The following is a 20024-nucleotide window of genomic DNA, read 5'->3' on the forward strand; positions in this document are numbered from 1 at the left end:
TATGTATCTGTTCAGCAGAGTGGCAAAATAAGGTAGACGAGAAAAGACAACTATAGGAAGAAATGGGTGTCATGCCAGTGCGTGACACTGGCATCCAGTTCTTTCGCGCAGTTCCATCAAAAACGTTGTAAAGGATTAATCGCTTTCGTGTTTACCAACTTAGTGCCCAATCTGGATCCCAGATACTGTCTCTGCTGTCAAACAAATTATCCAACAAAATTACAATTAAATGGTTGATTATTTTTAAGAATACCAAAAAAGACATGCATTAATTTTCGCATTAACGCAAGAACTATGACTTTTGGACATTTGCCTTTACTTGCTAGACGCTGACAAAACTTTTGAAAATGATTATTATGGTTTTTGACTACTATAGCTGGCATATAAAGAGCTTTTCGAATACGCTCAGATCCTATTTTGCATATGCAACTTCTCTTACTTACTGACGATCCCGATTGATAATGTCCTGGATTTAGACCAGCAAAAGCTGTAAATTGTTTAGCATTGTCAAAGTTATCAACTGATGGCATTTCTGCGACAACAGCAACAGCAGTAAGATATCCTATACCTTTTATAGTCTTAAGGTTTTCCACCATATTTTTTAGATGTGGATAGTTATTTATATGCTCATTAATTTCTTTTTCGAGAACAATAATTTGCTCCTCTATTGCCAAAATTACTTTAGATATAGCTTCTTTGCAACTGGAATGCATATTTTTGTTTTCCAAGCGATTTGTCTGTTGCACCTTATCATCTTTTAGCGATTGCATGCAACGGTAAAGCTCCCTCAAATGCCTCATTTCAGGTGCAATGGGCTTCCAAAGAGCAGGTTTGTTGGCGATACAAAATCTAGCTATCATAGCTGCATCTGATTTATCTGTCTTATTTCTGAGCAGCTCACTTTTGCCAAAAGCTTTCTGGGTTTACTATACTGACATTATGTCCTAAATCGTGCATAAAAGTAGCCAAATCTTCTCCATACCAACTAGTTGCTTCAAGACATAAATGAGTAAGATTTGCTCCATGGCCATTGCACCAAACTACAAGTTTTGCAAAACCATCTTGATTATTTTGAAAGACTTTGTGTCGTTTTTTACTGTCCACTAACAAACAAACATCAAATTTCTTTTTTGAAATATCCACACCCAAAATAGCATTTACTTGCATAAAATTGCCTCCAAGACTATAAATAAACTGAGAGTTTAGACTAACCTTGTAATACGGGATATAATTCCAAAAGATACTGTTCAGTCTTTAACTCTATGGGAGGGAAGCAAAATCTGGCTTAATGGCATTAGTGTCGCATCAGCTTCACCCTCCCTGTGAGGTATTTTAGCTCTAATGCCTCACATCATAAAGATACAAGTGTCACGCACTGGGATGACGAGAAAGGAGCACTGGAATTTTTGTTTCAATATTTGTACATGAGCCATGCATCTGAACAGATACAATGTTATAACTAGAGATAATTTTTAAATGATTGATATTTATGAACTACGACTTTTCTTGTTGTCCACTTGTTCAACATTACCCTTCTCAAGTTTACTATCTACTTCTTTTGTGTGTTCATCATCTATACTAGTTTCATCTTTTATCTTACTAGGGTAATCTTCCTGCGATTTTTTATATGCTTCCATGTTGTCATATATAGGGTTACTGATGATTTCTATTTTTTCAGGTGTGAAAATCCTTGCTAAAAATCTCCTTATTATTGGTATTGACCTTAAGAGATCTCTTAGCTTTGAAGATTCTTGTCTTTTGTTTAGAGACTGTTGGTCTATTTTAGAGGTTTTTACACCATACTTTTTATCATCAAAATTTATTGTAGGCTTTCTTTTATTCGAAAGAACACTTTGGGCCTTTGATCCATTGGTTCCTTCAGGCCCTTGAGGTGTAGACATTGCAGGTTTAACCTTAGTTTCATCGTATTCCTTACTCATCTTTCATTTCATTATGTAATATTACTAATATTGCATAATAATAGCTAAATTACAATTAATTGCAAGGTAAAAATATTAAAACAATTGTAAATTTTGTCAGTAAAAATATAATAGAACTTTAAAATTAGAGGTTCATCTATATGAGATACAAAATTGCTGTTATTGGAGCAACCGGAAGAGTAGGGCGTGAGGTATTAAGCACGCTTGCTGAATTTCAAGATGAGGCGATAGATTGCGTTATTGCACTTGCATCGAAAAAATCAGAAGGGAAGAAGGTGAGCTTTGGTGACAAAGAGTTAACAGTTTTATGCCTTGAGGATTATGACTTCGTTGGAACTAATGTAGCCATTTTCTGTGCTGGATCTCATGTTTCTGAAGAGTATGTACCAATTGCAACACAGGCTGGATGCATCGTGATAGATAACAGTTCCCATTTTAGAATGAAAGAGGGTGTGCCACTCATTATTCCAGAGATTAATAAAGAAAAAATTATGGAATATAAAAACCACAACATAATATCCAATCCAAACTGTACTACAATACAGATGCTGCTAGTACTACATCTATTACACCAAAAAGCAAAAATAAAGAGAATCGTTGCTTCAACTTATCAATCAACTTCTGGTGCAGGCAAAGCAGCAATGGATGAGCTCTATGACCAGACAAAAAAAATCTTTATGAACGAAGCTAAAAAACCCAAGATATTCTCTAAGCAAATAGCATTCAATTGCATTCCCCATGTAGGAGAATTCATGGAAAATGGCTCTACAGAAGAGGAATGGAAAATGCAAGAGGAGACAAAAAAAATTTTAGAGGAAGATATAAAAGTTACTGCAACTTGTGTAAGGGTACCCGTCTTTATCGGTCACGCTATGGCAGTAAATGTGGAATTTGATCAACATATCACTGAAGAACAAGCTCGTGAAGTGCTAAGTGAAGCCGAAGATAGTGGAGTTTTAGTGTACAACAGGCGTGAAGATAGTGAATACATAACTCAAATTGATGTTGTACAGGAGAATGCTGTATATGTATCGCGTATTAGAAGAGACAATACTGTTGAGCACGGATTAAATATGTGGATAGTGGCTGACAACCTGCGCAAAGGCGCAGCATTAAATATAGTGCAGATTCTTGAGATTTTGATAAGAGAGCATTTGTCAATCAAGTGCATATAGAGCGCACGTACGTTGTAATTCGAAGGAAATTGTATATCACATGGCAGCGCGTGACGCTGGAATGGCTTTGTTGCATCGCTACTTATGAAAGGCTAACTATAATTAGGATTATAAGCAACTTATTGAAAATCTTGTTTTTTTTGCAATCAATCTGATCAAATTTAAGAATAGTAACTTGTTATTTATATTAATAAATTTAATTCTATTGAAAATAGCTAAAGCATTGAAATTCTTGAATTTTAGCCGGATTAGTGAGTGGTAGTGAAATTTCTTTTACTCAAATTTAGGTATTCACTGACCGTTCTTGTTATAAATACCAGAATAATAAGCTACTGATATTCTCCACCTTTTTTATCTTTAATCCATCATAGCTAGCGATGCAACAAAGCCGGCTGGATTCCAGTGTCAAGCACTGGAATGACACCATTTGCTGTGCAGTTTACCTTCAAAAATGAATGTTCGTACAGCTATGGAATAAATCGCGGTATGACGGTTCGCAGCGGTATAGTAACTCGTCACCCCGCTACTTGTTAGCGGCTGAGATACCGCGGCGGTATGACGTAGAAGCTATACTTTTATACTCACCAACTCAGTATCCAATCTGGATCCAAGTAGTCAAGCTATTCGGATGACACCCTCATAAAGTGAAATGAGATCCCGCTAACACGTAGCGGGATGACGGGAAAAGAGGTACTGGGAGACATCCTTCCTGGTAGACCCAAATCACAATGTTCGCACAGTTGTGCGTCACGCGCTGCCGAACACTGTATGGTTATACAAGAAAAATTAAGGCTTAAAAGGAATTTTAAGTATCAGGACTCAAGGTTTTTATTCCTTCTTAATAAAACATAAAAAGCCCCTTTACCACCATGTTTTTTCGTAGCTTGTTGGTAGTATAGAACCATATGCTGGATTTTAGTGTCATTTAACCATTTATTTAAGTTACTCTTTATAGTGTCTGTTTTGTTTGTTGCACTGCCGTATCCCGTAATTACCAATAAACATCTATTTCCTGCTCGATAATTTTTGATAATAAAATCTATCAATTTACAGTAAGCATCCTCTATATTATAGCCATGCAAATCGAGCTTATCGCTTATAAAATATTTACCCCTATCAACTTTTGATTTTGTGTTTTGGTCAAGACAAAATGATGAGTTACTATTATTGGTATTAAGAAAATTCCCTTGTAAGTCGGAGGTACCTTTATCAACCATAGACTTTATATTTACTTTATGATCAACTTTCAAAGTAACTTTTCCACATTTTATTGGCTTAACATTTTTTTGCCAATCCAACTCATCGTCCGACATAAACGCATTAATCGAATTGTATAATTTTACAACAATATTCAAACATAGTAAAATGTTGCTTATTCTATAAAAACCCGATTTTCAATAATACGATGAAATCGTCAAAAACTAATGAGAATTTTTGGCTGTATGGAAAGCACACCTGCATGTCAGCACTGAAGAATAAAAATAGGCGGTGTATAGAACTGTTAGTAACAGAAAATTTCTATAGAGAACACGAAAAAGAAATTAAGCAATATGCAAATAGTAAGGGCATTAAAGTTCGATTAGTAGAAAACAAAATACTTAATGACGTTTTACCCAAAGGTGCTAACCATCAAGGAATTGCTTTAAATGTTGCCCCTATTCTTTATAACTTAAGCATCGAAGAAGTAGCTGAAAGCTCAAACGACAGTTCTACTATAGTCATTTTAGATCAAGTCACTGACACGCACAATATTGGATCAATTTTAAGAACTTCAGCTTGTTTTAATGTCGACGCATTGGTTTTACCACATAACCATTCACCGAGTGAAAATGCATCTATTGCAAAAGCAGCAAGTGGGGCTTTAGATATTGTTCCGCTAATATACGTTACAAATATAGTAAAAACTATGCAGTATTTAAAAAAGGTCGGCTACTGGTGTTACGGGTTTGATTGCAATGCTAAAGAAAATATAGATGAAATAAAGAGTTTTGAGAAAAAAAGAGTAATTATTTTTGGTTCTGAAGAGAAAGGAATGCGGAGGTTAGTTAAAGAAAATTGTGATTATCTTTTAAAAATCCCAATGTCAAATGCAATTAACAGTTTAAATGTTTCAAACGCAGCAGCAATAGGCCTATATTCTATTTATATTAAAACAAATGCCAGCGCATAGCTGTTTATAATAAAAACACTTGATAAAAATATGGTTTTATATTATAATGTGTTAAGTAATGGATAAAAGGAGTTATATTATGTCTTATATGAGAAATGAACAGGATATTCGCTCTCAAGGCGTTTATTATAGTGCTGGGCTTAGAAGTTACCTAACTAAAGTATATAATTACATGGCTTTAGCTTTGGGCGTCACAGGGCTTGTTGCATTTTTAACAGTATTTTCTGGTCTTTTTCAAGTAATTTATTCTAATCCCGTTCTATCGCTTGTGGTAATGTTATCTCCGGTTGCATTGGTGTTCTACATGTCTTATAGAATTCAACACCTAAGTGCTCAGTCTGCCGTTACTATATTTTTCTCGTTCTCAGTGTTAATGGGGCTTTCCTTATCTTATGTTTTTATAGTTTATACTGCAGAAAATATAGCAAGGGCGTTTTTCATTACATCAATCATGTTTGGCTCTATGGCTTTATATGGCAATACTACAAAAAGAGATCTTACAAGTATGGGCTCTTTCTTGATTATGGGAGTTTGGGGGTTAATCATTGCGTCTATAGTAAATTTATTTCTTGGAAGTAGTCCTCTCCACTTTGCAATATCGTTCATATCAGTAATAGTCTTTACCTTAATGACTGCGTATGATGCTCAAAGAATCAAGGACGTTTATTATAAACATAATGACGGATCAGAAGTTGCTACTACTAAATTGGCAATACTCGGTGCAACTAATCTTTATTTTGACTTTATTAATATATTTCTCAATCTACTCAGGTTACTTAACTTGTTCAACAATAGGGATTAGATGTTTTCCTTTTTAAGGAAAGGCAGTAAGAATTCTATAGTTTTCTTTTTAGTATCTTTAGTTGTGTCGATGATATGTCTTGCATATGCATCGGTACCTCTATATAGCATTTTCTGTAAAGCTACTGGGTATGGTGGCACAATAAGAAAAGTAACTAACACAACAACAAATATAACTAACCAAAAGATCAGGGTCCATTTCAATGCTGATATAATGTCCGATCTACCTTGGGAGTTTAAATCAGAAACTAACTACGTTGACGTAAACATAGGAGAACAAAGTTTAGCGTTTTATTACGCAAAAAATCTATCTGATCAGCCTTCATTTGGTATGGCGGTGTATAATGTTACGCCTTTCAAAGCAGGTAAGTATTTCAATAAAGTTGCATGCTTTTGTTTTGAAGAGCAAATGTTGCTACCAAAACAAAAAGCAGCTATGCCCGTATCTTTCTATATAGATCCTGAGATAATGCTTGATAGTAATACAAAAGATTTGGGCGAAATAACACTATCATACACGTTCTTTAAGCTTAAGTAACAGAATGTTTGCAAACCGTGTCATTTCAGTAATCAATAGGGTGTCATCCAAGTAGCTGACACTGGAATGACAGGAGGTAACGCAAGAAGTCTATTGATTGTGAAAACAATAACTTTGCAAAATATTAATTGTTAGATAACATAATCAAAGTTTTTATCTTAATATTCATCATGGTTAGAGCTATACAAATTAAAAAAACTGGGGGACCAGAAGTATTAGAATTTGTAGATAAGAGTATAGGTGAGCCAAAAGGCGAGGAAGTTTTAGTATGTCACACAACTATCGGCTTAAATCGTTATGATTTAGAGCACAGAAAAGGTACGCGCAAAATTAAAAATTTACCATCAGTGCTTGGGGTAGAAGCAGTGGGAGTTATTGAAAAGCTTGGTAAAAAAATCAGTGATGGATTGAAGGTTGGAGACAGAGTTGGATATTGCACAGCTCCTCCAGGGGCATATTGTGAAAAGCGCATTATACACCAGAAATATCTGATAAAAATTCCAGATGACATATCTGATGAAGTTGCTGCTGCAGTGCTGTTTAAAGGTATGACAGCTCACTATTTAGTTAATCAATCTTATAAAGTTAGGCCTGGTGCTTTCGTGCTAGTTCATGGGGCTAATGGTGGTTTAGGACAAATAATATGCCAATGGGCAAAGGATAAAAAAGGTGTAGTGATAGGTTCTGTAAGCTCTGATGAAAAAATGAAGATAGCTTTACAAAGTGGCTGCACATACGCAATAAACTACAATGATAAAGACTTCGTTTCTAAAGTTATGGAGATTACGCAAAACAGAGGAGTAGGTGCAGTGTATGACCCTATAGGTTACGCTACAAGCAAGCTTTCTTTTGAATCTTTAGGCAGGTTCGGCATATACGTTTCCTATGGGCAGATATCAGGTAACGCTCCTATTAGTTTTTCTTTACTTAGTTCACGTTCGTTATTTGCAACTGGAACCTCAATATACCATTATAAGCATGATAGATTCACATTAGTGCTTACCACAATGGAAATCTTCGAGATGATAAGAAAAAAACTTTTAACTGTACGGATCAATAAAAAATATAAATTTGATGAAATAATTCAAGCACATCGTGATATGGAAAATAGAAAAGCGAGTGGGTTAAATATTATCAAAATCTCTTAAATAAATTAGTAATTTAAACTAACCATTCATTAAGTCATATCAACTAGAACTTCACATATTTAATTCTCCTTTTGGGGGAATTAAAAGCATATAGCTAAACTGACTTAGATTTACCGACAACCGTCATCCCGCTACGTGTTAGCGGAATCTATACCGCGAATAGACTTCTTGCATAACCCAAATTAAGTAGAAAAAGGTATCATCCGAGTAACTGACACTGGTTCCTTTATGACGGTAGTAGCCCCCCTTCTCCTGTCATCCCACCCCCCTCTGTCATCCAAGTAGCTGACACTGGGATGGCTTTGTTGCATCGCTCTTCGGATAGTAGGTAACGCACAATAAATTTATGAAGCTATCTCAAATTTAGCCATACCAATATCAGTGAACTTATTGAGCAAATAGCATTTAACAAGTAGTTCCTTCTCTCTATTTGTCTCAGATTTATTCCTAAAACTAAATCCGAATATTTGCTTTAATCTTGAGAAAAACCCTTCAATATAAGATCTTTTCCCATAATTTACTTCTTTTTTCCATTCTTTCATGCCATCTTCACCGTATAATTTTATTAACCTAATAGCAGCATTCCTGTCAGACATATAATCTATTTCTGGATGTTCTGCCGCATTGTTTATTGGTGGAATTTTTGTCTTTATATCATATTCGTTACACAACTTATAAAACTTGTGCCTATCACATGCTCTATCTGCATATAGTGCTTTTATGGCATGCTGAAAATCAACTTCTTTTAGCAAATCACAAGCTCCATAGTGATCAGAGTAGACACCGTTACTGTATTTTACAGCTATGGCTTTTTTGTTGTTTATATTCAACATTACGTGCAATTTTCTCGTTTGCTCATAGCCACGATATTTTCTGTCAGTGCTATTTTCCTTGCTGTGACCAGGAGTGTTGTTGTATATACTAATTCCTGTACTGTCTATAGCAATTTCGATATCTTCCATATTATTTTTATCAATTCTGCAATCATTTATCTTAATATTAAGTTTCTTAAACCTTCTTGATGCTTGTGAATAGCTGATAACTGCCAAATCTCTTCCTATTTGTTGCAAATACCCTTTTTAAACCCGACTGTTTGTCTTAAACCAATTCTAAAGAAACTGACGATTATATGCACCAAAATCACAACTTTATCACTATAAATATAGTTGCCGCCCTGCATTTTTGGACAATTCTCGTACCAATTTTCTATGGCGTCATTGATATAACAAAAAATGCTTCCTCTTTCTTGGAGAAATTTGTTATATTCATGGCAGTTACTGACTCTCATTTTTTGTGGCATATTTTTTCTTCAACAGTTAAATGGCTATTTATAATGAATTTTGTCAGTAACTGCCAGTTCTTTTCACTTGAGCGATGCAACAAAGCCCACTGGGATCCAGTTTCACCTTGTGATGGTGTCATGAAAGTAGCTGACACTGGTTTCCATCCAAGACGGTGTCATTCCTTACTATTACCCACAAATATAAATGGACTAAAAAGTAAAATATTACAATATTAAAGTTTGCAAATATTGAGGGTGTAAAATGGCAAGTAAAAGTAGTGAATGGGCTAAAAATGAATTTGGAGATAAAAGGTTAACTGAGCGATTAGTAAAGATTGCTGATATGTTTGACAAAATTACCTGAAAGTTAGATTAATCAAGCATGTGAAAGTTGGTCAGAAGCAAAAACAGCATAACGTTTTTTTCAAAATGAGAATGTAAAAGAAAGTGATATTTTAGCTACACATATTAATAAGACGGTTGAGAGAACAAAAGCTCACAAGAGGGTTCTTGTCATTCAAGATACCAGTTACATTGTATATAATAACCATAAAAAAACAAGCGGATTAGCAAATTTGTCCAGTTATGATACTGCAAAAGGTATTATAATGCATACAGCTCTTGCCGTTAGTATAGAAGGTTTGGTACTAGGGATACTAGATCAAAAAGTTTATTCAAGACCTGAAGAAACTGAGAACCTTAAAAAAAAGAGCGATCGCATTGAAGATAAAGAAAGCGTAAAGTGGTTGGAAACTTTAAGAAAAACAAATAATATTATTGATCCAACTCAAACTGAGACTATAACTGTATGCGATAGAGAAGCAGATATATATATGACTTTTTTGAGCTTGCACATAATCTTAATTCGGCAGTGCTAGTTAGAGCATGCAGAGATAGAGCAGTAAATAGAAAATCTCGATATCCTGAAAAAGGTGAGCAGAAGTTATGGGCATTTATTAAATCCTCTCATTGTGCAGGTACGGTAGAAGTTGAAGTTCCTGTAAAAGATAATAAGCCAAAAAGAACAGCACGTTTGGAAGTTAGATTTGGAAAGTTTATGATGAATCCATCTAAGAATAATATTAGGCATAAGACGGAAGAACTACCTAAATTACCACTTTATGCAGTTTATGTTGTTGAGAAAACTCCCCTTCCCTTAAAAAAAACCGCTAGAATGGATGCTATTAACGAATCTTTCAGTTAATACTTTCGATGAAGCTGTTGAAAAAATTAGTTGGTATCAACTATGTTTTTTAAAAATTTTTTTATTTGTGTAATTTTGCAAATTATATGGGCAATAAAAACCCGTTTGTCATAGAAATAGAATTTTATATCAAACAGCTACCACAGCAATTTCTGCTTAAGCTAATGAATATGTGCTTTAAGTCTGTGTGGACGCACATATTCATTAGCCAATTTCAGTTACCGTTGTGAAGATTTTTAAGTATGCAAATTAATTGCTTCTTTAAGTCTTGTATTAGCAATTACTATAATTTTACGCATTAGGGCTGTTATAGCCACCATCTTCTTCTTACCACTTTCAACAAGCTTAGAATAAAAGGCGCCAAGTATAGATTTTGACCTTGTAGCAGCCATAGCGGCTGTAAAGAGCTTTGAACGAACGTTACTTCTACCACCTGTAATCCTTCGGTAACCAACAGCTTTACCACTTTCTTTTGGATGCGGTGCAACTCCGGCAAGACTTGCTACTTCTTTTCTATTTAAGTAACCAAGCTCTGGCATTAAACACAAAAAATCTTGTGATAACTTTTTACCTATTCCAGGAACTGTTTTAAGAATTTTTTGGCGTTGTTGTAATTCGCGGCTTTCATCAATAATCTTTTGTATAGTATCATTGAGTTCGTTTATTTGACTATCGAAAAACTCAATGGTCTTTTGACAGCTTTCTTTTATATGATCATTTTCCGGTGCTTCAAGTCTGCATTTTTCTTGAGTTCTCATTTGCGTAATATCATCACGACGTTGACAAAGTGCAGCCAAAGTTGATTGTTCTGTAGAGGTAGGTACAAATAGAGAGATAGTTCTATGGCGTTCAAATCCATATTGAGCAAGAGCTCTTGCATCTGATCTATCAGACTTTGCTAAAGTTCCGTGAGATAAAATAAAGCTTTTTACTTTACGAGTATTAGCTCGATGCACGGCAATATTTTTGTCGGTAAGAAAATGTGATAAGCCAAGCTCATATTTCCCTGTATTTTCTAAAGTCACTAAAGCATTAGGTAGAATATCTGAAAACTCTTGAAATAATTGTTGCCAACCAGAAGCATTATTATCAAATTCGACAGCATTCTTCTGTTTGTGAATTGCAACGACATTTTTAAATTTTCCGATGTCAATGCCAATAAAATTTTGATAAGATGTAACCATAATAAACCTCGATAGTTTTAGTTAATTTAAGATTGTAAACGGGTGCATATATATGTCCCAAGCAACTATTCAAACGTATCGAGAGATAGGGCTAGCGTACCTTGATACCAACGGTTGTAATACCAATTTCCTTTCGGTCGCGCACGCCCGCTATTCCTAGTGAGCAGGGTTATCTTTCTCTCTTATCTCTTTTATATCACGTTTTTAACTTACAATTGCCTTAGATGGAAAATAGAGATATTACATAAAATTTTAAATCCGGTCTCAAAGTTGAAGAATGTAGGCTTGGAATAGCAGAAAGACTAATGAGATATCTAACAGTTATGAGTATTATTGCTTGGAGGATCTTCTTTATTACATCAATTGCAAGAGCTAACCCAACATTACCATGTACTACCTTATTAGCTGAAGAAGAATGGAAAGTTTTATACGTTAAAATACACAGAAAACCATGTCCAAGTGTAGTTCCCAACATAAAAGAAGCTGTTTCATGAACTTGGAGGCCATTTAGCAAGAAAAAATGACCCAAAACCAGGACCAATTACTCTTTGGAAAGGATATAAACGTCTCTTTGATTTAGCAGAAGGATGGCGACTTGCTCACGAACCTCATATTTGTGGGTAATAGTAAGATTTGATATGCTGCCAACACTTATGTTCAAATTAAAAATGTCATTTATGATACTAGCCACTTCACGCTTTGAGTTTTTGTAAAATCCGCTGAGTGCTGCAATTATAGACTTAACCCTTGGACCAAATGTATCTGGCGTAACACCTTCTGGTAACTTGCTACTTTTTCTTTTTCTGCATCTCCAACAACGACCATGTTCCAATTACTACATAAGGCCTAATTTCCGGAAGATCAACTTTTTGGTGAACATAAGGTTTTTCGCATATTACAAGCTCTCCTCCGCATTCGCAAATATTAGGCAACTCTATTTTTACTACTTTATCCGCTTCCATTGTGGCATGAAAATTTCCTTTATGCCCAACCTGATCGCCAACATTCCTTTCGCTTTTTGGCTTGTCCTTTTTTATTTTGTATAGCTCTTTTGAGCTGGGCAGGGATGAGTTTTTTGAATTTAAACCGAGCCTTTCCTTTAATTCAGCGTTCTCTATCTTTAAAGCTTTATTTTCTGCTTTTAAGTTTTCTATCTCTGCTTTCAGTTTTTCTATTTTTTGCTGTAAATTTTTGCAAAGTTCTCAAAGGTTTACCACATTACCTCACTTTTGCTCTATGATTATCTTTATTATCTTGCTTTGTCTACCTTATTCTACCACTCCGCTGAACGGATACAATTTACTAAACAGAAAAAAAAGGCAAAAGAAACCCTAGGGTAGCTAGTTATTCACTATCCATTTTTTAAGTTGGCGTTTTTTAATGTTTTAAATAGCGCATTTCAGCTTATATTAGGTAAAAACCTAGAAATTTTATAAAGACATAAGGTGCACATAGTGCAAAAAATTAAGCATGATTTACGCCAAATACATTAAGTTTTTTGTCATTAATCCACTGCAGAGATTGCGAAGATAAATAAATAGCTTCAGTGTTATAATAAGGGGGCTGGCGAAGCTTGTCAAGGAAGTTTTTATGATTTATCTAACGAACTTTACACTTGCTAAAGTTGTACCATCTTGGTAACTTTAACTGAAAGAAGTTATTTTTTATCCAATATGAAAAAAGCCTTTATATTCACATCCTTAATAGCAATTATATTGATAGTTATTACTTATTTATACAGAAACGACGGAACTAATGACTCACAAGTGGTAAATGTTTATTCATCGCGCAAAGAAGAATTAGTACGTACTTTGTTTGATGAATTCACGAAAAATACAGGTATTAAAGTACGTTACATCATTGATGATTATTCTCAGCTACTTTCACGAATGGAAAACGGTGGTGAAGCTGACTTATTTTTGACTGCTGATGCAATCAACTTAATTCTAGCAAAAAAAAGAGGACTTTTATCTCAAGTAGATTCAGAGGTTTTAAAAAGTGTTATACCTGCAAGATTTAGAGACAGTGAAGATTATTGGTTTGGTCTTACAAAAAGAGCTAGGATATTGGTTTACAATAAAGAGTCAGTAGACCCTAAGGACTTAAGTGCTTATGAAGATTTAGCAAATGAAAAATGGAAAGGAAAAATATTAGTGCGTTCTTCTACAAGTCCATATAACAGATCGTTAATTGCTTTTATGATTGCAAATAATGGTTTTGAAAAGACGAAAGAATGGGTAAGCGGAATTGTGAGCAATATGGCAAGAAAACCAAGTGGTGGTGATACTGATCAAATTTACGCCGTAGCAGCGGGTGAGGGAGATGTTGCAATAGTAAACAGCTACTACTTTGCGAGAATTCTTTCATCAGAAAATAAAAAGAATGTTGCAGACAAGCTAGGGGCTTTTTTTCCTAATCGCAACGATCACGGTGTAATGGTAAACATCAGTGGTGCAGCAGTAACAAAAAACGCAAAAAACAGGGAAAATGCTATAGTCTTATTGGAATTTTTAGTAAGCAAGCAGGCTCAAGAGTTATACGCTAAAAAAAACCAAGAATATCCTATTATTGAAGGCGTTGAAACTTCCGATATACTAAAATCTTGGGGAAATTATTCACAAAGTGATTTGCCTCTAAGTGAACTTGAGAAGCATCTTTTTGAGGCTGTTATGATAGCGGATGAGTGTAAGTGGAAGTAATCCCCAGCGCCACTAAACATTGGGATGAAAGATTTATGCTAATATACCTTACTCTTGACTCGCTGAACTTTTTCTTCCTTCTAACTTAATTTTGACTTTACTATCTTTTTCCGTTCTTTCACCAAAACAATTGCTGCACAAGAAGTCTATTGAAAAAAGGTAATAAGAAAGTAGAATAGGTTCAAGTAGTTGAAAAGGAAACTATGAACAAGAGAAGGAATTTGTTAAACATCTCAGACCTTACAGTCGATGATGTAGAAAATATAACTAAGTTGGCCAACCAGTACCTTAAAAAAGAAGTTGCAAATAGTCATATCTTGGAAAATAAGACAGTAATAAATTTATTCTTTGAAGATTCAACGCGTACACTTGCGTCTTTTGAAATAGCAGCAAAAAGCCTTGGAGCAAATGTTGTAACTTTGCCAATAAGATCTTCTTCTATTAACAAGGGAGAAGATCTAAAAGACATGATCAAAACATTAAATGCAATGAATCCTGATTACATAATAATCAGGCATAAAAGTAGTGGTATCATTAATACACTGGCAAAGTATGTTAACTGCTCGCTAATCAATGCAGGCGATGGAAGTAGTGAACATCCAACTCAAGCTCTTGCAGACTATCTTGTAATCAGCAATCACAAAAAGCAAATAAAGGACCTCAAAGTTGTGATATGTGGAGATATTCTGCACAGTAGAGTTGCAAGATCAAATATAAGATTGCTAAAAATGTTTGGAGCAGAGATAAACTTGGTCGCACCACCAACTTTGATTTGTAAGCATTTTCCTGAAGTAGATTCAGTCCATTATTCATTAATTGAAGGTATAAAGGATGCTGACGTAATTATGCTTTTGAGATTGCAGAAAGAGCGCATGAATAATAGTTCTTCAGAGAAAGAATATTTTTATTTGTATGGACTTGATTCACAAAAGCTATCATACGCAAAACCAGATGCGATTGTTATGCACCCAGGGCCAATAAACAGAGGGATTGAGATTAGCAGCGATGTAGCAGATTGTGTTATTTTACAGCAAGTAGAATTTGGATTGGCAATACGTAAGGCAGTGTTGCACTATTATAGGCCTTGCTAATATTAAAAGATGCTACACAACTAATGCAAAAAGGGGGGGCATGAAATGACAAGGCTTGTAAATGGTTTGAGAATGGCCATTAAGATGTTAAGGCCGAGGATATGGTGTGGAAGTTTTTACGAAAGCCTGAAGTCAATCAACAACCTTGCAGAACGGCAAATTAGACGGCTATCGTAAAAACAGCTTTTTCACCTGGTCGGAACATGGAGAAAGATTTGTGGAAAGAATGTTGTCGATATTTTTGACATCACGTCTCAATGGCCAAAATCCCTTCCAAAAGTTACGACTGCTTAGTTCTTTATTCATTCTCACAATCCGTGAACGGTTACAACCTAGATTCCAGTGGGCTTTGTTGCATCGCTAGCTATGATGGATTAAAGATAAAAAAGATAGGGAATATCAGTAGCTTATTATTCTGGTATTTATAACAAGAACGGTCAATGAATACCTAAATTTGAGTAAAAGAAATTTCACTACCATTTACCAATCCGGCTAAAATTCAAGAATTTCAATGCTTTAGCTATTTTCAATAGAATTAAATTTATTAATATAAATAACAAATTACTATTCTTAAATTTGATCAGATTGATTGCAAAAAAACAAGATTTTCAATAGGTTGCTTATAATCCTAACTATAGTTAGCCTTTCATAAGTAGCGATGCAACAAAGCCATTCCAGTGTCAGCTACTTTCATAACACCATATTACCTTAACAAAAGCAAATGTTCGTACAGATGTGCATCAGCTACTTTCATCTGCCACCTGCAAATTGCAATGTTCGTACAGTTATGTGTCACGCTACTTGGATGACACCGTTGAAAGAAATGAACCGCCTTTTCAAAATTGTTTTGAATAGAGGAATAACATTCACAAGTAAAATTTCATATTACCATTTTTTAATTTATGTATTATAATAAGCTTAATCTATAAGAAAAACAAAGTTGGAAAAGTTGGAAGAACTAAGCAAAAACTGGGTGATAAGAACGGGAAGATTTTTATCTTCATTGTTTTTTTTACTGTTGATTGCGCTATCAATACGTAGTTTTTTATTCGAGCCATTTCATATACCTTCTGGTTCAATGAAAAGCACCCTACTTGAAGGGGATTACATTTTTACTAGTAAATATTCATACGGTTACAGTAAACACTCCTTTCCATTTTCTCCAAACATTTTTAGCGGCAGGATTTTTTATACCCCTCCAAAGCGTGGCGACATAGTAGTTTTCAAACCCACAAGAAATGACAGCATCAGGTTTGTTAAGCGAGTAATAGGAACACCAGGTGACAAAGTGCAAATGATAGAGGGAGAATTATACCTAAATGATCAGAAAGTAGAGCGAAGGCAAATTGAAAGTTTTTTTGATTATGAGTCAAATCGTAACATACCAAGATATATAGAAACGCTTTTAAGTGGCAAGGAACATGAGATTTTGGTAGATGACATTTCTAATAAGCTATCATATAACACTCCGGTTTATTATGTACCTAACGATCAATTTTTCGTTATGGGAGACAATAGAAATAATTCTTTAGATAGTAGGTTTCCTGAAGTTGGTTTTGTACCAATGGAAAATATCATTGGGCGTGTAAGCATAGTTGGTTTATCATTTAAATTAGGAAAGGTCGATTGGTTACCATTTAATTTCAGGTTACCTGTTGCTTTGAGATTAAATAGGGTATTGCACAAGGTTGTGTAAGCTTTTTCTACCTATTTGTTAATTCACACAACTCTAAAGAAGAATTTTCTAACTCGGCGATAGTGTTGTTAATTTCATTCAAGTCATTGCCTTGTAAAGCGTTTTTTGCATTTTGTAATAGGTTTTTCAACTTTTGATCAGTGGAAAGGTTATTATTGTTTTCAACCAAGTGTATGAGTTTATTTCCATTAATTTTAGCACCTGCAAGGGAACGAGCCTTCATATCTTCGTCAAAACTGTTTATTGACTGGTTAACCATATTTTGAACATCAGCTTCACTCAAGCCAAAACTTGAATTTACTTTAACTGTCTGCTCAATTCCAGTAGTTTTTTCTCTTGCAGTAACAGTCAAGATTCCGTCAACGTTAACTGTAAATTCTATTTCAACTCTTGCAGAACCTGCAGGCAGTGGAGGTATACCTTTTAGTTCAAACTGCGCTAGAGATTTGTTATCCTCTATCATTTCACGTTCTCCCTGACAAACATGAATTTTCATTGCTGTTTGCCCATCAATATAAGTTGTAAACTCTTTTGTTTCTGAAACTGGCAGTGGCGTATTTCTTGGTATGATTTTTTCAACTATGCCTCCCATAGTTTCTATGCCAAGTGATAGAGGTAAAACATCCAGGAGAATATTCCTATCTTTTGAGCTCGAAGTTAAATCATGAGCCTGCAGAGCTGCCCCAATGGCAACTGCTTTATCTGGATCCACGTCATTTAGTACTTTATTTCCAAAGAGTTTGACTAGTGAATTTTGAACCAATGGTGTTCTAGTTGCACCACCAACTAAAATTACTCCTTTTATATTATCAATTTTAAGGTCTATGTTGCTTATAGTACGAGTGACTATATTGATAGTCTTATTGACCAAAGAACTGATTGCCTGCTCGAATTCTTCTCTGGTAATTTCGCACTCAAATGGCTTGCCGTTAACATTAAATTCAAAGATACCTATAGTGTGATTGCTTAGGTACTCTTTCACAGAGCGTGATTCGATAAGTAAGGAATTTAGTTGCTTAGCCGTCTTTTCTCTATACTTATCAATCACAATTGAACTCAGCAAATGATCAAAATCATCACCGCCGAGTTTGGTGTCACCACCAACCGCAAGGACTTGAAACACTCCTTGGTGCAATTTCAATATCGAAATATCGAACGTTCCGCCACCAAGGTCATAAACTGCATATATTCCACTGCTATTGTTCTTTTCAATGGAGTAAGAAAGCGCTGCAGCGGTTGGCTCGTTAACGAGGCGAAGAACTTCTATTCCAGCTAATTTTGCCGCATATTTGGTTGCGTTACGTGCTGAATCGTCAAAGTAAGCTGGCACAGTAATCACTGCTTTTTTTACTTCCAGCCCCTTAGACTTTTTTACCCTCTCACATAAAGCTTTTAATATCTCAGCAGAAATCTCAATAGGAGTAAGATACTTTTCCTCTGCGCATTTTATTCTAATAACTTTTTCGCTTTCATGATCTATTTCAAAATTGACGCCTTCTTTATTTAATTCTTCAACACTTTTACCCATTAAACGCTTTATTGAGTAGATTGCATTTTGACCGACATCGTAGCCAGTTTTCAATGTATTATTTTCATATGAAAGAGCAGAAGGCAGCAGTTCTCTTCCTTGTTCATCTTTAAATATCTCCACGTTGCCAGCTTTATTTACCATAGCAATCAAAGAATTGGTGGTGCCAAGGTCTATACCAAAAACTACTTCACTTGAATTTGGTTCAGAAATTTGAATTGGTTGCATTCTTTTTCACCTCCTCAAATGACTTATATAAATATTTCAATCTTAAGACTTGTGTAGCAGCTCCATCAAAATTCTTTACAGCAAAAGTGTTAATTAGGTTTTTAACGCAATCTTTTATTTTTTCATCAATCATCCTGCTTGCAAATTGTAGATCGTCGCAGTCCAGCAAATACTCTCTTATTTCCATTGATTCACTTAATATTTCAGAATTTAAGTGGTCCTTTTGGCTTTTCACATCAAAAAAATCCAGCAAATGCTCAGCACGCTTTAGCGGTGACTTTAGTATCTGATAAGCTCTGTTAATATTTTCCATGTTTTGGGACTGTCTTTCATTTATATCAGTCCTGCTTAGCTCGATATATTTTTTCTCTAACTCATCAAAGCTGATATTGAAAGCTGGTTCAATTTCAAACAATGCAAAATAGTTGCTAGACATGAAAACTCTCCCCACAACCACATTTTCCTTTCTCATTAGGATTTTTGAAAACAAAACCCGATGAAAATTTTTCTTCTACATAATCCATTTCAGAGCCAAGAATAAACATGACGGATTTTGGATCGATTAACACTTTAACTTTTTGGCCATCACTACAGTTTTCCTCAATTATCGACTCTAAAGGACGAGTATCATATGCATATTCAATATCATATTTTAAACCAGAACATCCTTTTTGCTTAATTAGCACTCTTATTCCTATTGCTTCTTCCGGTTTCTCAAGGTTAGCATGCTTTTTTTGATCCAATAAATACCTTATCCTTTCTACTGCTTCCGCAGTTATAGTGATAAGTTTTTTATTCTTTTTTACAGTTTCACCTCCGCCTACTTCTTGATATTCACCCATGTTCGTAGCTTCTTAATTCTTTTGTTTACTTTGATAGTCATGAATAGCAGCCTTTATAGCATCTTCAGCAAGTACCGAACAGTGTATCTTCACTGGAGGTAAAGACAACTCTTCCACTATTTGAGTATTCTTTATCTGTGTAACGTCACTGATGGTTCTTCCCTTTATCATCTCTGTTAACAAGGAACTTGAAGCAATGGCAGAACCGCAACCAAAAGTTTTAAATTTTGCATCTTCAATAACACCTTTGTCATTGACCTTTATCTGCAATTTCATTACATCACCGCACGATGGTGCACCAACTAGGCCAGTACCAACATTTGGATCATTTTTATCCAGAGAGCCAACATTCCTTGGATTTTCGTAATGATCTAAAATTTTCTCATTATAACTCATAAAATTACCTGTGAACCGCTATTCTACATTATAACATATTTAGGTTAAAAACTAAAGTAAAATACACTCAAAAAGTGTAATTTTTGTAAGGTAAAATTGTAG

Annotated in this window: 21 protein-coding genes and 4 pseudogenes; 13 read left to right on the forward strand and 12 right to left on the reverse strand. The window is 34.9% G+C overall.

Annotated elements, in window-relative coordinates; genetic code table 11:
• Positions 1-206 precede the first annotated feature (206 nt).
• The 3 genes and pseudogenes from ABWU74_RS00475 to ABWU74_RS00485 form a co-directional block, all read right to left on the reverse strand.
• Entirely contained in the window at positions 207-800 is a 594-nt protein-coding gene (locus ABWU74_RS00475; RefSeq protein WP_341820549.1) for a transposase, read from the reverse strand.
• Positions 783-1167, reverse strand: a pseudogene (locus ABWU74_RS00480) (IS110 family transposase); the annotation flags it as partial. The pseudogene ABWU74_RS00480 and the gene ABWU74_RS00475, both read right to left, overlap by 18 nt.
• 320 nt (positions 1168-1487) lie before the next feature.
• The gene (locus ABWU74_RS00485; protein WP_015589289.1) at positions 1488-1940 is read right to left on the reverse strand and encodes a hypothetical protein; all 453 of its coding nucleotides are present in this window, start codon (positions 1938-1940) and stop codon (positions 1488-1490) included.
• 140 nt (positions 1941-2080) lie between these two features.
• Between ABWU74_RS00485 and ABWU74_RS00490 the strand changes: the two genes are divergently transcribed.
• Together ABWU74_RS00490 and ABWU74_RS00495 are read left to right on the forward strand one after the other, a co-directional pair.
• Positions 2081-3115, forward strand: coding sequence for an aspartate-semialdehyde dehydrogenase (locus ABWU74_RS00490; RefSeq protein ID WP_010962945.1), 1035 nt, complete (start codon positions 2081-2083; stop codon positions 3113-3115).
• 402 nt (positions 3116-3517) lie between these two features.
• Positions 3518-3649 (forward strand): hypothetical protein, encoded by a 132-nt coding sequence (locus ABWU74_RS00495; RefSeq protein WP_255356250.1) that lies wholly within the window; start codon positions 3518-3520, stop codon positions 3647-3649.
• A 278-nt stretch (positions 3650-3927) separates the two neighbouring features.
• Here ABWU74_RS00495 and ABWU74_RS00500 read toward each other — a convergent pair whose 3' ends face one another.
• Positions 3928-4428: a Smr/MutS family protein gene (locus tag ABWU74_RS00500; RefSeq protein ID WP_010082340.1), complete on the reverse strand. Its 501-nt coding sequence runs from the start codon at positions 4426-4428 to the stop codon at positions 3928-3930.
• Positions 4429-4520: 92 nt separating this feature from the next.
• On the opposite strand from ABWU74_RS00500, the gene rlmB reads away from it, so the two are divergent.
• The 4 genes from rlmB to ABWU74_RS00520 all read left to right on the forward strand — a co-directional run bounded on the left by rlmB (position 4521) and on the right by ABWU74_RS00520 (position 7772).
• Positions 4521-5285 carry a 23S rRNA (guanosine(2251)-2'-O)-methyltransferase RlmB gene (gene rlmB, locus ABWU74_RS00505; protein WP_038199241.1) on the forward strand — a complete coding sequence of 255 codons (765 nt, stop codon included), beginning with the start codon at positions 4521-4523 and terminating at the stop codon, positions 5283-5285.
• Positions 5286-5364: 79 nt separating this feature from the next.
• Positions 5365-6087, forward strand: coding sequence for a Bax inhibitor-1/YccA family protein (locus ABWU74_RS00510; RefSeq protein WP_010962942.1), 723 nt, complete (start codon positions 5365-5367; stop codon positions 6085-6087).
• A complete protein-coding gene (locus tag ABWU74_RS00515) occupies positions 6088-6624 on the forward strand; it encodes a cytochrome c oxidase assembly protein (RefSeq protein WP_010082343.1) in 537 nt (178 codons plus the stop codon).
• A 170-nt stretch (positions 6625-6794) separates the two neighbouring features.
• Positions 6795-7772 (forward strand): quinone oxidoreductase family protein, encoded by a 978-nt coding sequence (locus tag ABWU74_RS00520; RefSeq protein WP_353289321.1) that lies wholly within the window; start codon positions 6795-6797, stop codon positions 7770-7772.
• 344 nt (positions 7773-8116) lie between these two features.
• Here the strand turns inward: ABWU74_RS00520 and ABWU74_RS00525 are convergent, their stop codons facing one another.
• A complete protein-coding gene (locus tag ABWU74_RS00525; RefSeq protein WP_353289322.1) occupies positions 8117-8842 on the reverse strand; it encodes a transposase in 726 nt (241 codons plus the stop codon).
• Positions 8830-9072 carry a transposase gene (locus tag ABWU74_RS00530; RefSeq protein WP_353289183.1) on the reverse strand — a complete coding sequence of 81 codons (243 nt, stop codon included), beginning with the start codon at positions 9070-9072 and terminating at the stop codon, positions 8830-8832. The genes ABWU74_RS00525 and ABWU74_RS00530 overlap by 13 nt, the downstream gene beginning before the upstream one ends.
• A 33-nt stretch (positions 9073-9105) precedes the next feature.
• Here ABWU74_RS00530 and ABWU74_RS00535 point away from each other — a divergent pair, with 33 nt between their 5' ends.
• Both ABWU74_RS00535 and ABWU74_RS00540 read left to right on the forward strand, forming a co-directional pair.
• Positions 9106-9291, forward strand: coding sequence for a hypothetical protein (locus tag ABWU74_RS00535; RefSeq protein ID WP_147155110.1), 186 nt, complete (start codon positions 9106-9108; stop codon positions 9289-9291).
• A 25-nt stretch (positions 9292-9316) separates the two neighbouring features.
• Positions 9317-10301 (forward strand): annotated as a pseudogene (locus tag ABWU74_RS00540) (IS4 family transposase); the annotation flags it as partial.
• Between the two features lie 193 nt (positions 10302-10494).
• Here the strand turns inward: ABWU74_RS00540 and ABWU74_RS00545 are convergent.
• Complete coding sequence (locus tag ABWU74_RS00545; protein WP_209472550.1) at positions 10495-11442, reverse strand: IS110 family transposase; 948 nt, start codon at positions 11440-11442, stop codon at positions 10495-10497.
• A 216-nt stretch (positions 11443-11658) separates the two neighbouring features.
• On the opposite strand from ABWU74_RS00545, the pseudogene ABWU74_RS00550 reads away from it, so the two are divergent.
• Positions 11659-12066, forward strand: a pseudogene (locus ABWU74_RS00550) (IS4 family transposase); the annotation flags it as partial.
• Positions 12067-12073: 7 nt separating this feature from the next.
• Here ABWU74_RS00550 and ABWU74_RS00555 read toward each other — a convergent pair.
• Positions 12074-12617, reverse strand: a pseudogene (locus ABWU74_RS00555) (DUF6444 domain-containing protein); the annotation flags it as partial.
• A 498-nt stretch (positions 12618-13115) separates the two neighbouring features.
• Between ABWU74_RS00555 and ABWU74_RS00560 the strand changes: the two are divergent.
• The 4 genes from ABWU74_RS00560 to lepB all read left to right on the forward strand — a co-directional run bounded on the left by ABWU74_RS00560 (position 13116) and on the right by lepB (position 16928).
• Positions 13116-14141 carry an extracellular solute-binding protein gene (locus ABWU74_RS00560; protein WP_209472562.1) on the forward strand — a complete coding sequence of 342 codons (1026 nt, stop codon included), beginning with the start codon at positions 13116-13118 and terminating at the stop codon, positions 14139-14141.
• A 203-nt stretch (positions 14142-14344) separates the two neighbouring features.
• Entirely contained in the window at positions 14345-15232 is an 888-nt protein-coding gene (locus ABWU74_RS00565; RefSeq protein ID WP_006280416.1) for an aspartate carbamoyltransferase catalytic subunit, read from the forward strand.
• Between the two features lie 45 nt (positions 15233-15277).
• On the forward strand, positions 15278-15409 hold the full coding sequence (locus ABWU74_RS00570; protein ID WP_255317428.1) for a hypothetical protein: 132 nt from the start codon (positions 15278-15280) through the stop codon (positions 15407-15409).
• A gap of 772 nt (positions 15410-16181) precedes the next feature.
• Entirely contained in the window at positions 16182-16928 is a 747-nt protein-coding gene (lepB, locus tag ABWU74_RS00575) for a signal peptidase I (RefSeq protein ID WP_010962911.1), read from the forward strand.
• Between the two features lie 7 nt (positions 16929-16935).
• Here lepB and hscA read toward each other — a convergent pair whose 3' ends face one another.
• Genes hscA through iscU form a run of 4 tightly spaced genes read right to left on the reverse strand, consistent with a single transcriptional unit; the run spans position 16936 to position 19922 of the window.
• Positions 16936-18684, reverse strand: coding sequence for a Fe-S protein assembly chaperone HscA (hscA, locus tag ABWU74_RS00580; protein WP_353288399.1), 1749 nt, complete (start codon positions 18682-18684; stop codon positions 16936-16938).
• The gene (locus ABWU74_RS00585; protein WP_209473383.1) at positions 18662-19120 is read right to left on the reverse strand and encodes an iron-sulfur cluster co-chaperone HscB C-terminal domain-containing protein; all 459 of its coding nucleotides are present in this window, start codon (positions 19118-19120) and stop codon (positions 18662-18664) included. Before ABWU74_RS00585 ends, hscA begins: the two co-directional genes overlap by 23 nt.
• A complete protein-coding gene (locus ABWU74_RS00590; protein ID WP_209472564.1) occupies positions 19113-19526 on the reverse strand; it encodes a HesB/IscA family protein in 414 nt (137 codons plus the stop codon). The genes ABWU74_RS00585 and ABWU74_RS00590 overlap by 8 nt, the downstream gene beginning before the upstream one ends.
• A gap of 12 nt (positions 19527-19538) precedes the next feature.
• On the reverse strand, positions 19539-19922 hold the full coding sequence (iscU, locus tag ABWU74_RS00595; RefSeq protein WP_007548853.1) for a Fe-S cluster assembly scaffold IscU: 384 nt from the start codon (positions 19920-19922) through the stop codon (positions 19539-19541).
• Positions 19923-20024 lie beyond the last annotated feature (102 nt).

The organism is Wolbachia endosymbiont (group A) of Paraperithous gnathaulax (genome assembly GCF_964028485.1).
Lineage (GTDB): Bacteria > Pseudomonadota > Alphaproteobacteria > Rickettsiales > Anaplasmataceae > Wolbachia > Wolbachia pipientis.

Bases quoted from the DNA above. Each gene is read 5' to 3' on its own strand.
- ABWU74_RS00475 (WP_341820549.1), bottom strand. From the start codon at position 800: ATGAGGCATTTGAGGGAGCTTTACCGTTGCATGCAATCGCTAAAAGAT.
- ABWU74_RS00485 (WP_015589289.1), bottom strand. From the start codon at position 1,940: ATGAGTAAGGAATACGATGAAACTAAGGTTAAACCTGCAATGTCTACA.
- ABWU74_RS00490 (WP_010962945.1), top strand. From the start codon at position 2,081: ATGAGATACAAAATTGCTGTTATTGGAGCAACCGGAAGAGTAGGGCGT.
- ABWU74_RS00500 (WP_010082340.1), bottom strand. From the start codon at position 4,428: ATGTCGGACGATGAGTTGGATTGGCAAAAAAATGTTAAGCCAATAAAA.
- rlmB (WP_038199241.1), top strand. From the start codon at position 4,521: ATGAAATCGTCAAAAACTAATGAGAATTTTTGGCTGTATGGAAAGCAC.
- ABWU74_RS00510 (WP_010962942.1), top strand. From the start codon at position 5,365: ATGTCTTATATGAGAAATGAACAGGATATTCGCTCTCAAGGCGTTTAT.
- ABWU74_RS00515 (WP_010082343.1), top strand. From the start codon at position 6,088: ATGTTTTCCTTTTTAAGGAAAGGCAGTAAGAATTCTATAGTTTTCTTT.
- ABWU74_RS00520 (WP_353289321.1), top strand. From the start codon at position 6,795: ATGGTTAGAGCTATACAAATTAAAAAAACTGGGGGACCAGAAGTATTA.
- ABWU74_RS00530 (WP_353289183.1), bottom strand. From the start codon at position 9,072: ATGCCACAAAAAATGAGAGTCAGTAACTGCCATGAATATAACAAATTT.
- ABWU74_RS00535 (WP_147155110.1), top strand. From the start codon at position 9,106: ATGAATTTTGTCAGTAACTGCCAGTTCTTTTCACTTGAGCGATGCAAC.
- ABWU74_RS00545 (WP_209472550.1), bottom strand. From the start codon at position 11,442: ATGGTTACATCTTATCAAAATTTTATTGGCATTGACATCGGAAAATTT.
- ABWU74_RS00560 (WP_209472562.1), top strand. From the start codon at position 13,116: ATGAAAAAAGCCTTTATATTCACATCCTTAATAGCAATTATATTGATA.
- ABWU74_RS00565 (WP_006280416.1), top strand. From the start codon at position 14,345: ATGAACAAGAGAAGGAATTTGTTAAACATCTCAGACCTTACAGTCGAT.
- ABWU74_RS00570 (WP_255317428.1), top strand. From the start codon at position 15,278: ATGACAAGGCTTGTAAATGGTTTGAGAATGGCCATTAAGATGTTAAGG.
- hscA (WP_353288399.1), bottom strand. From the start codon at position 18,684: ATGCAACCAATTCAAATTTCTGAACCAAATTCAAGTGAAGTAGTTTTT.
- ABWU74_RS00585 (WP_209473383.1), bottom strand. From the start codon at position 19,120: ATGTCTAGCAACTATTTTGCATTGTTTGAAATTGAACCAGCTTTCAAT.
- ABWU74_RS00590 (WP_209472564.1), bottom strand. From the start codon at position 19,526: ATGGGTGAATATCAAGAAGTAGGCGGAGGTGAAACTGTAAAAAAGAAT.
- iscU (WP_007548853.1), bottom strand. From the start codon at position 19,922: ATGAGTTATAATGAGAAAATTTTAGATCATTACGAAAATCCAAGGAAT.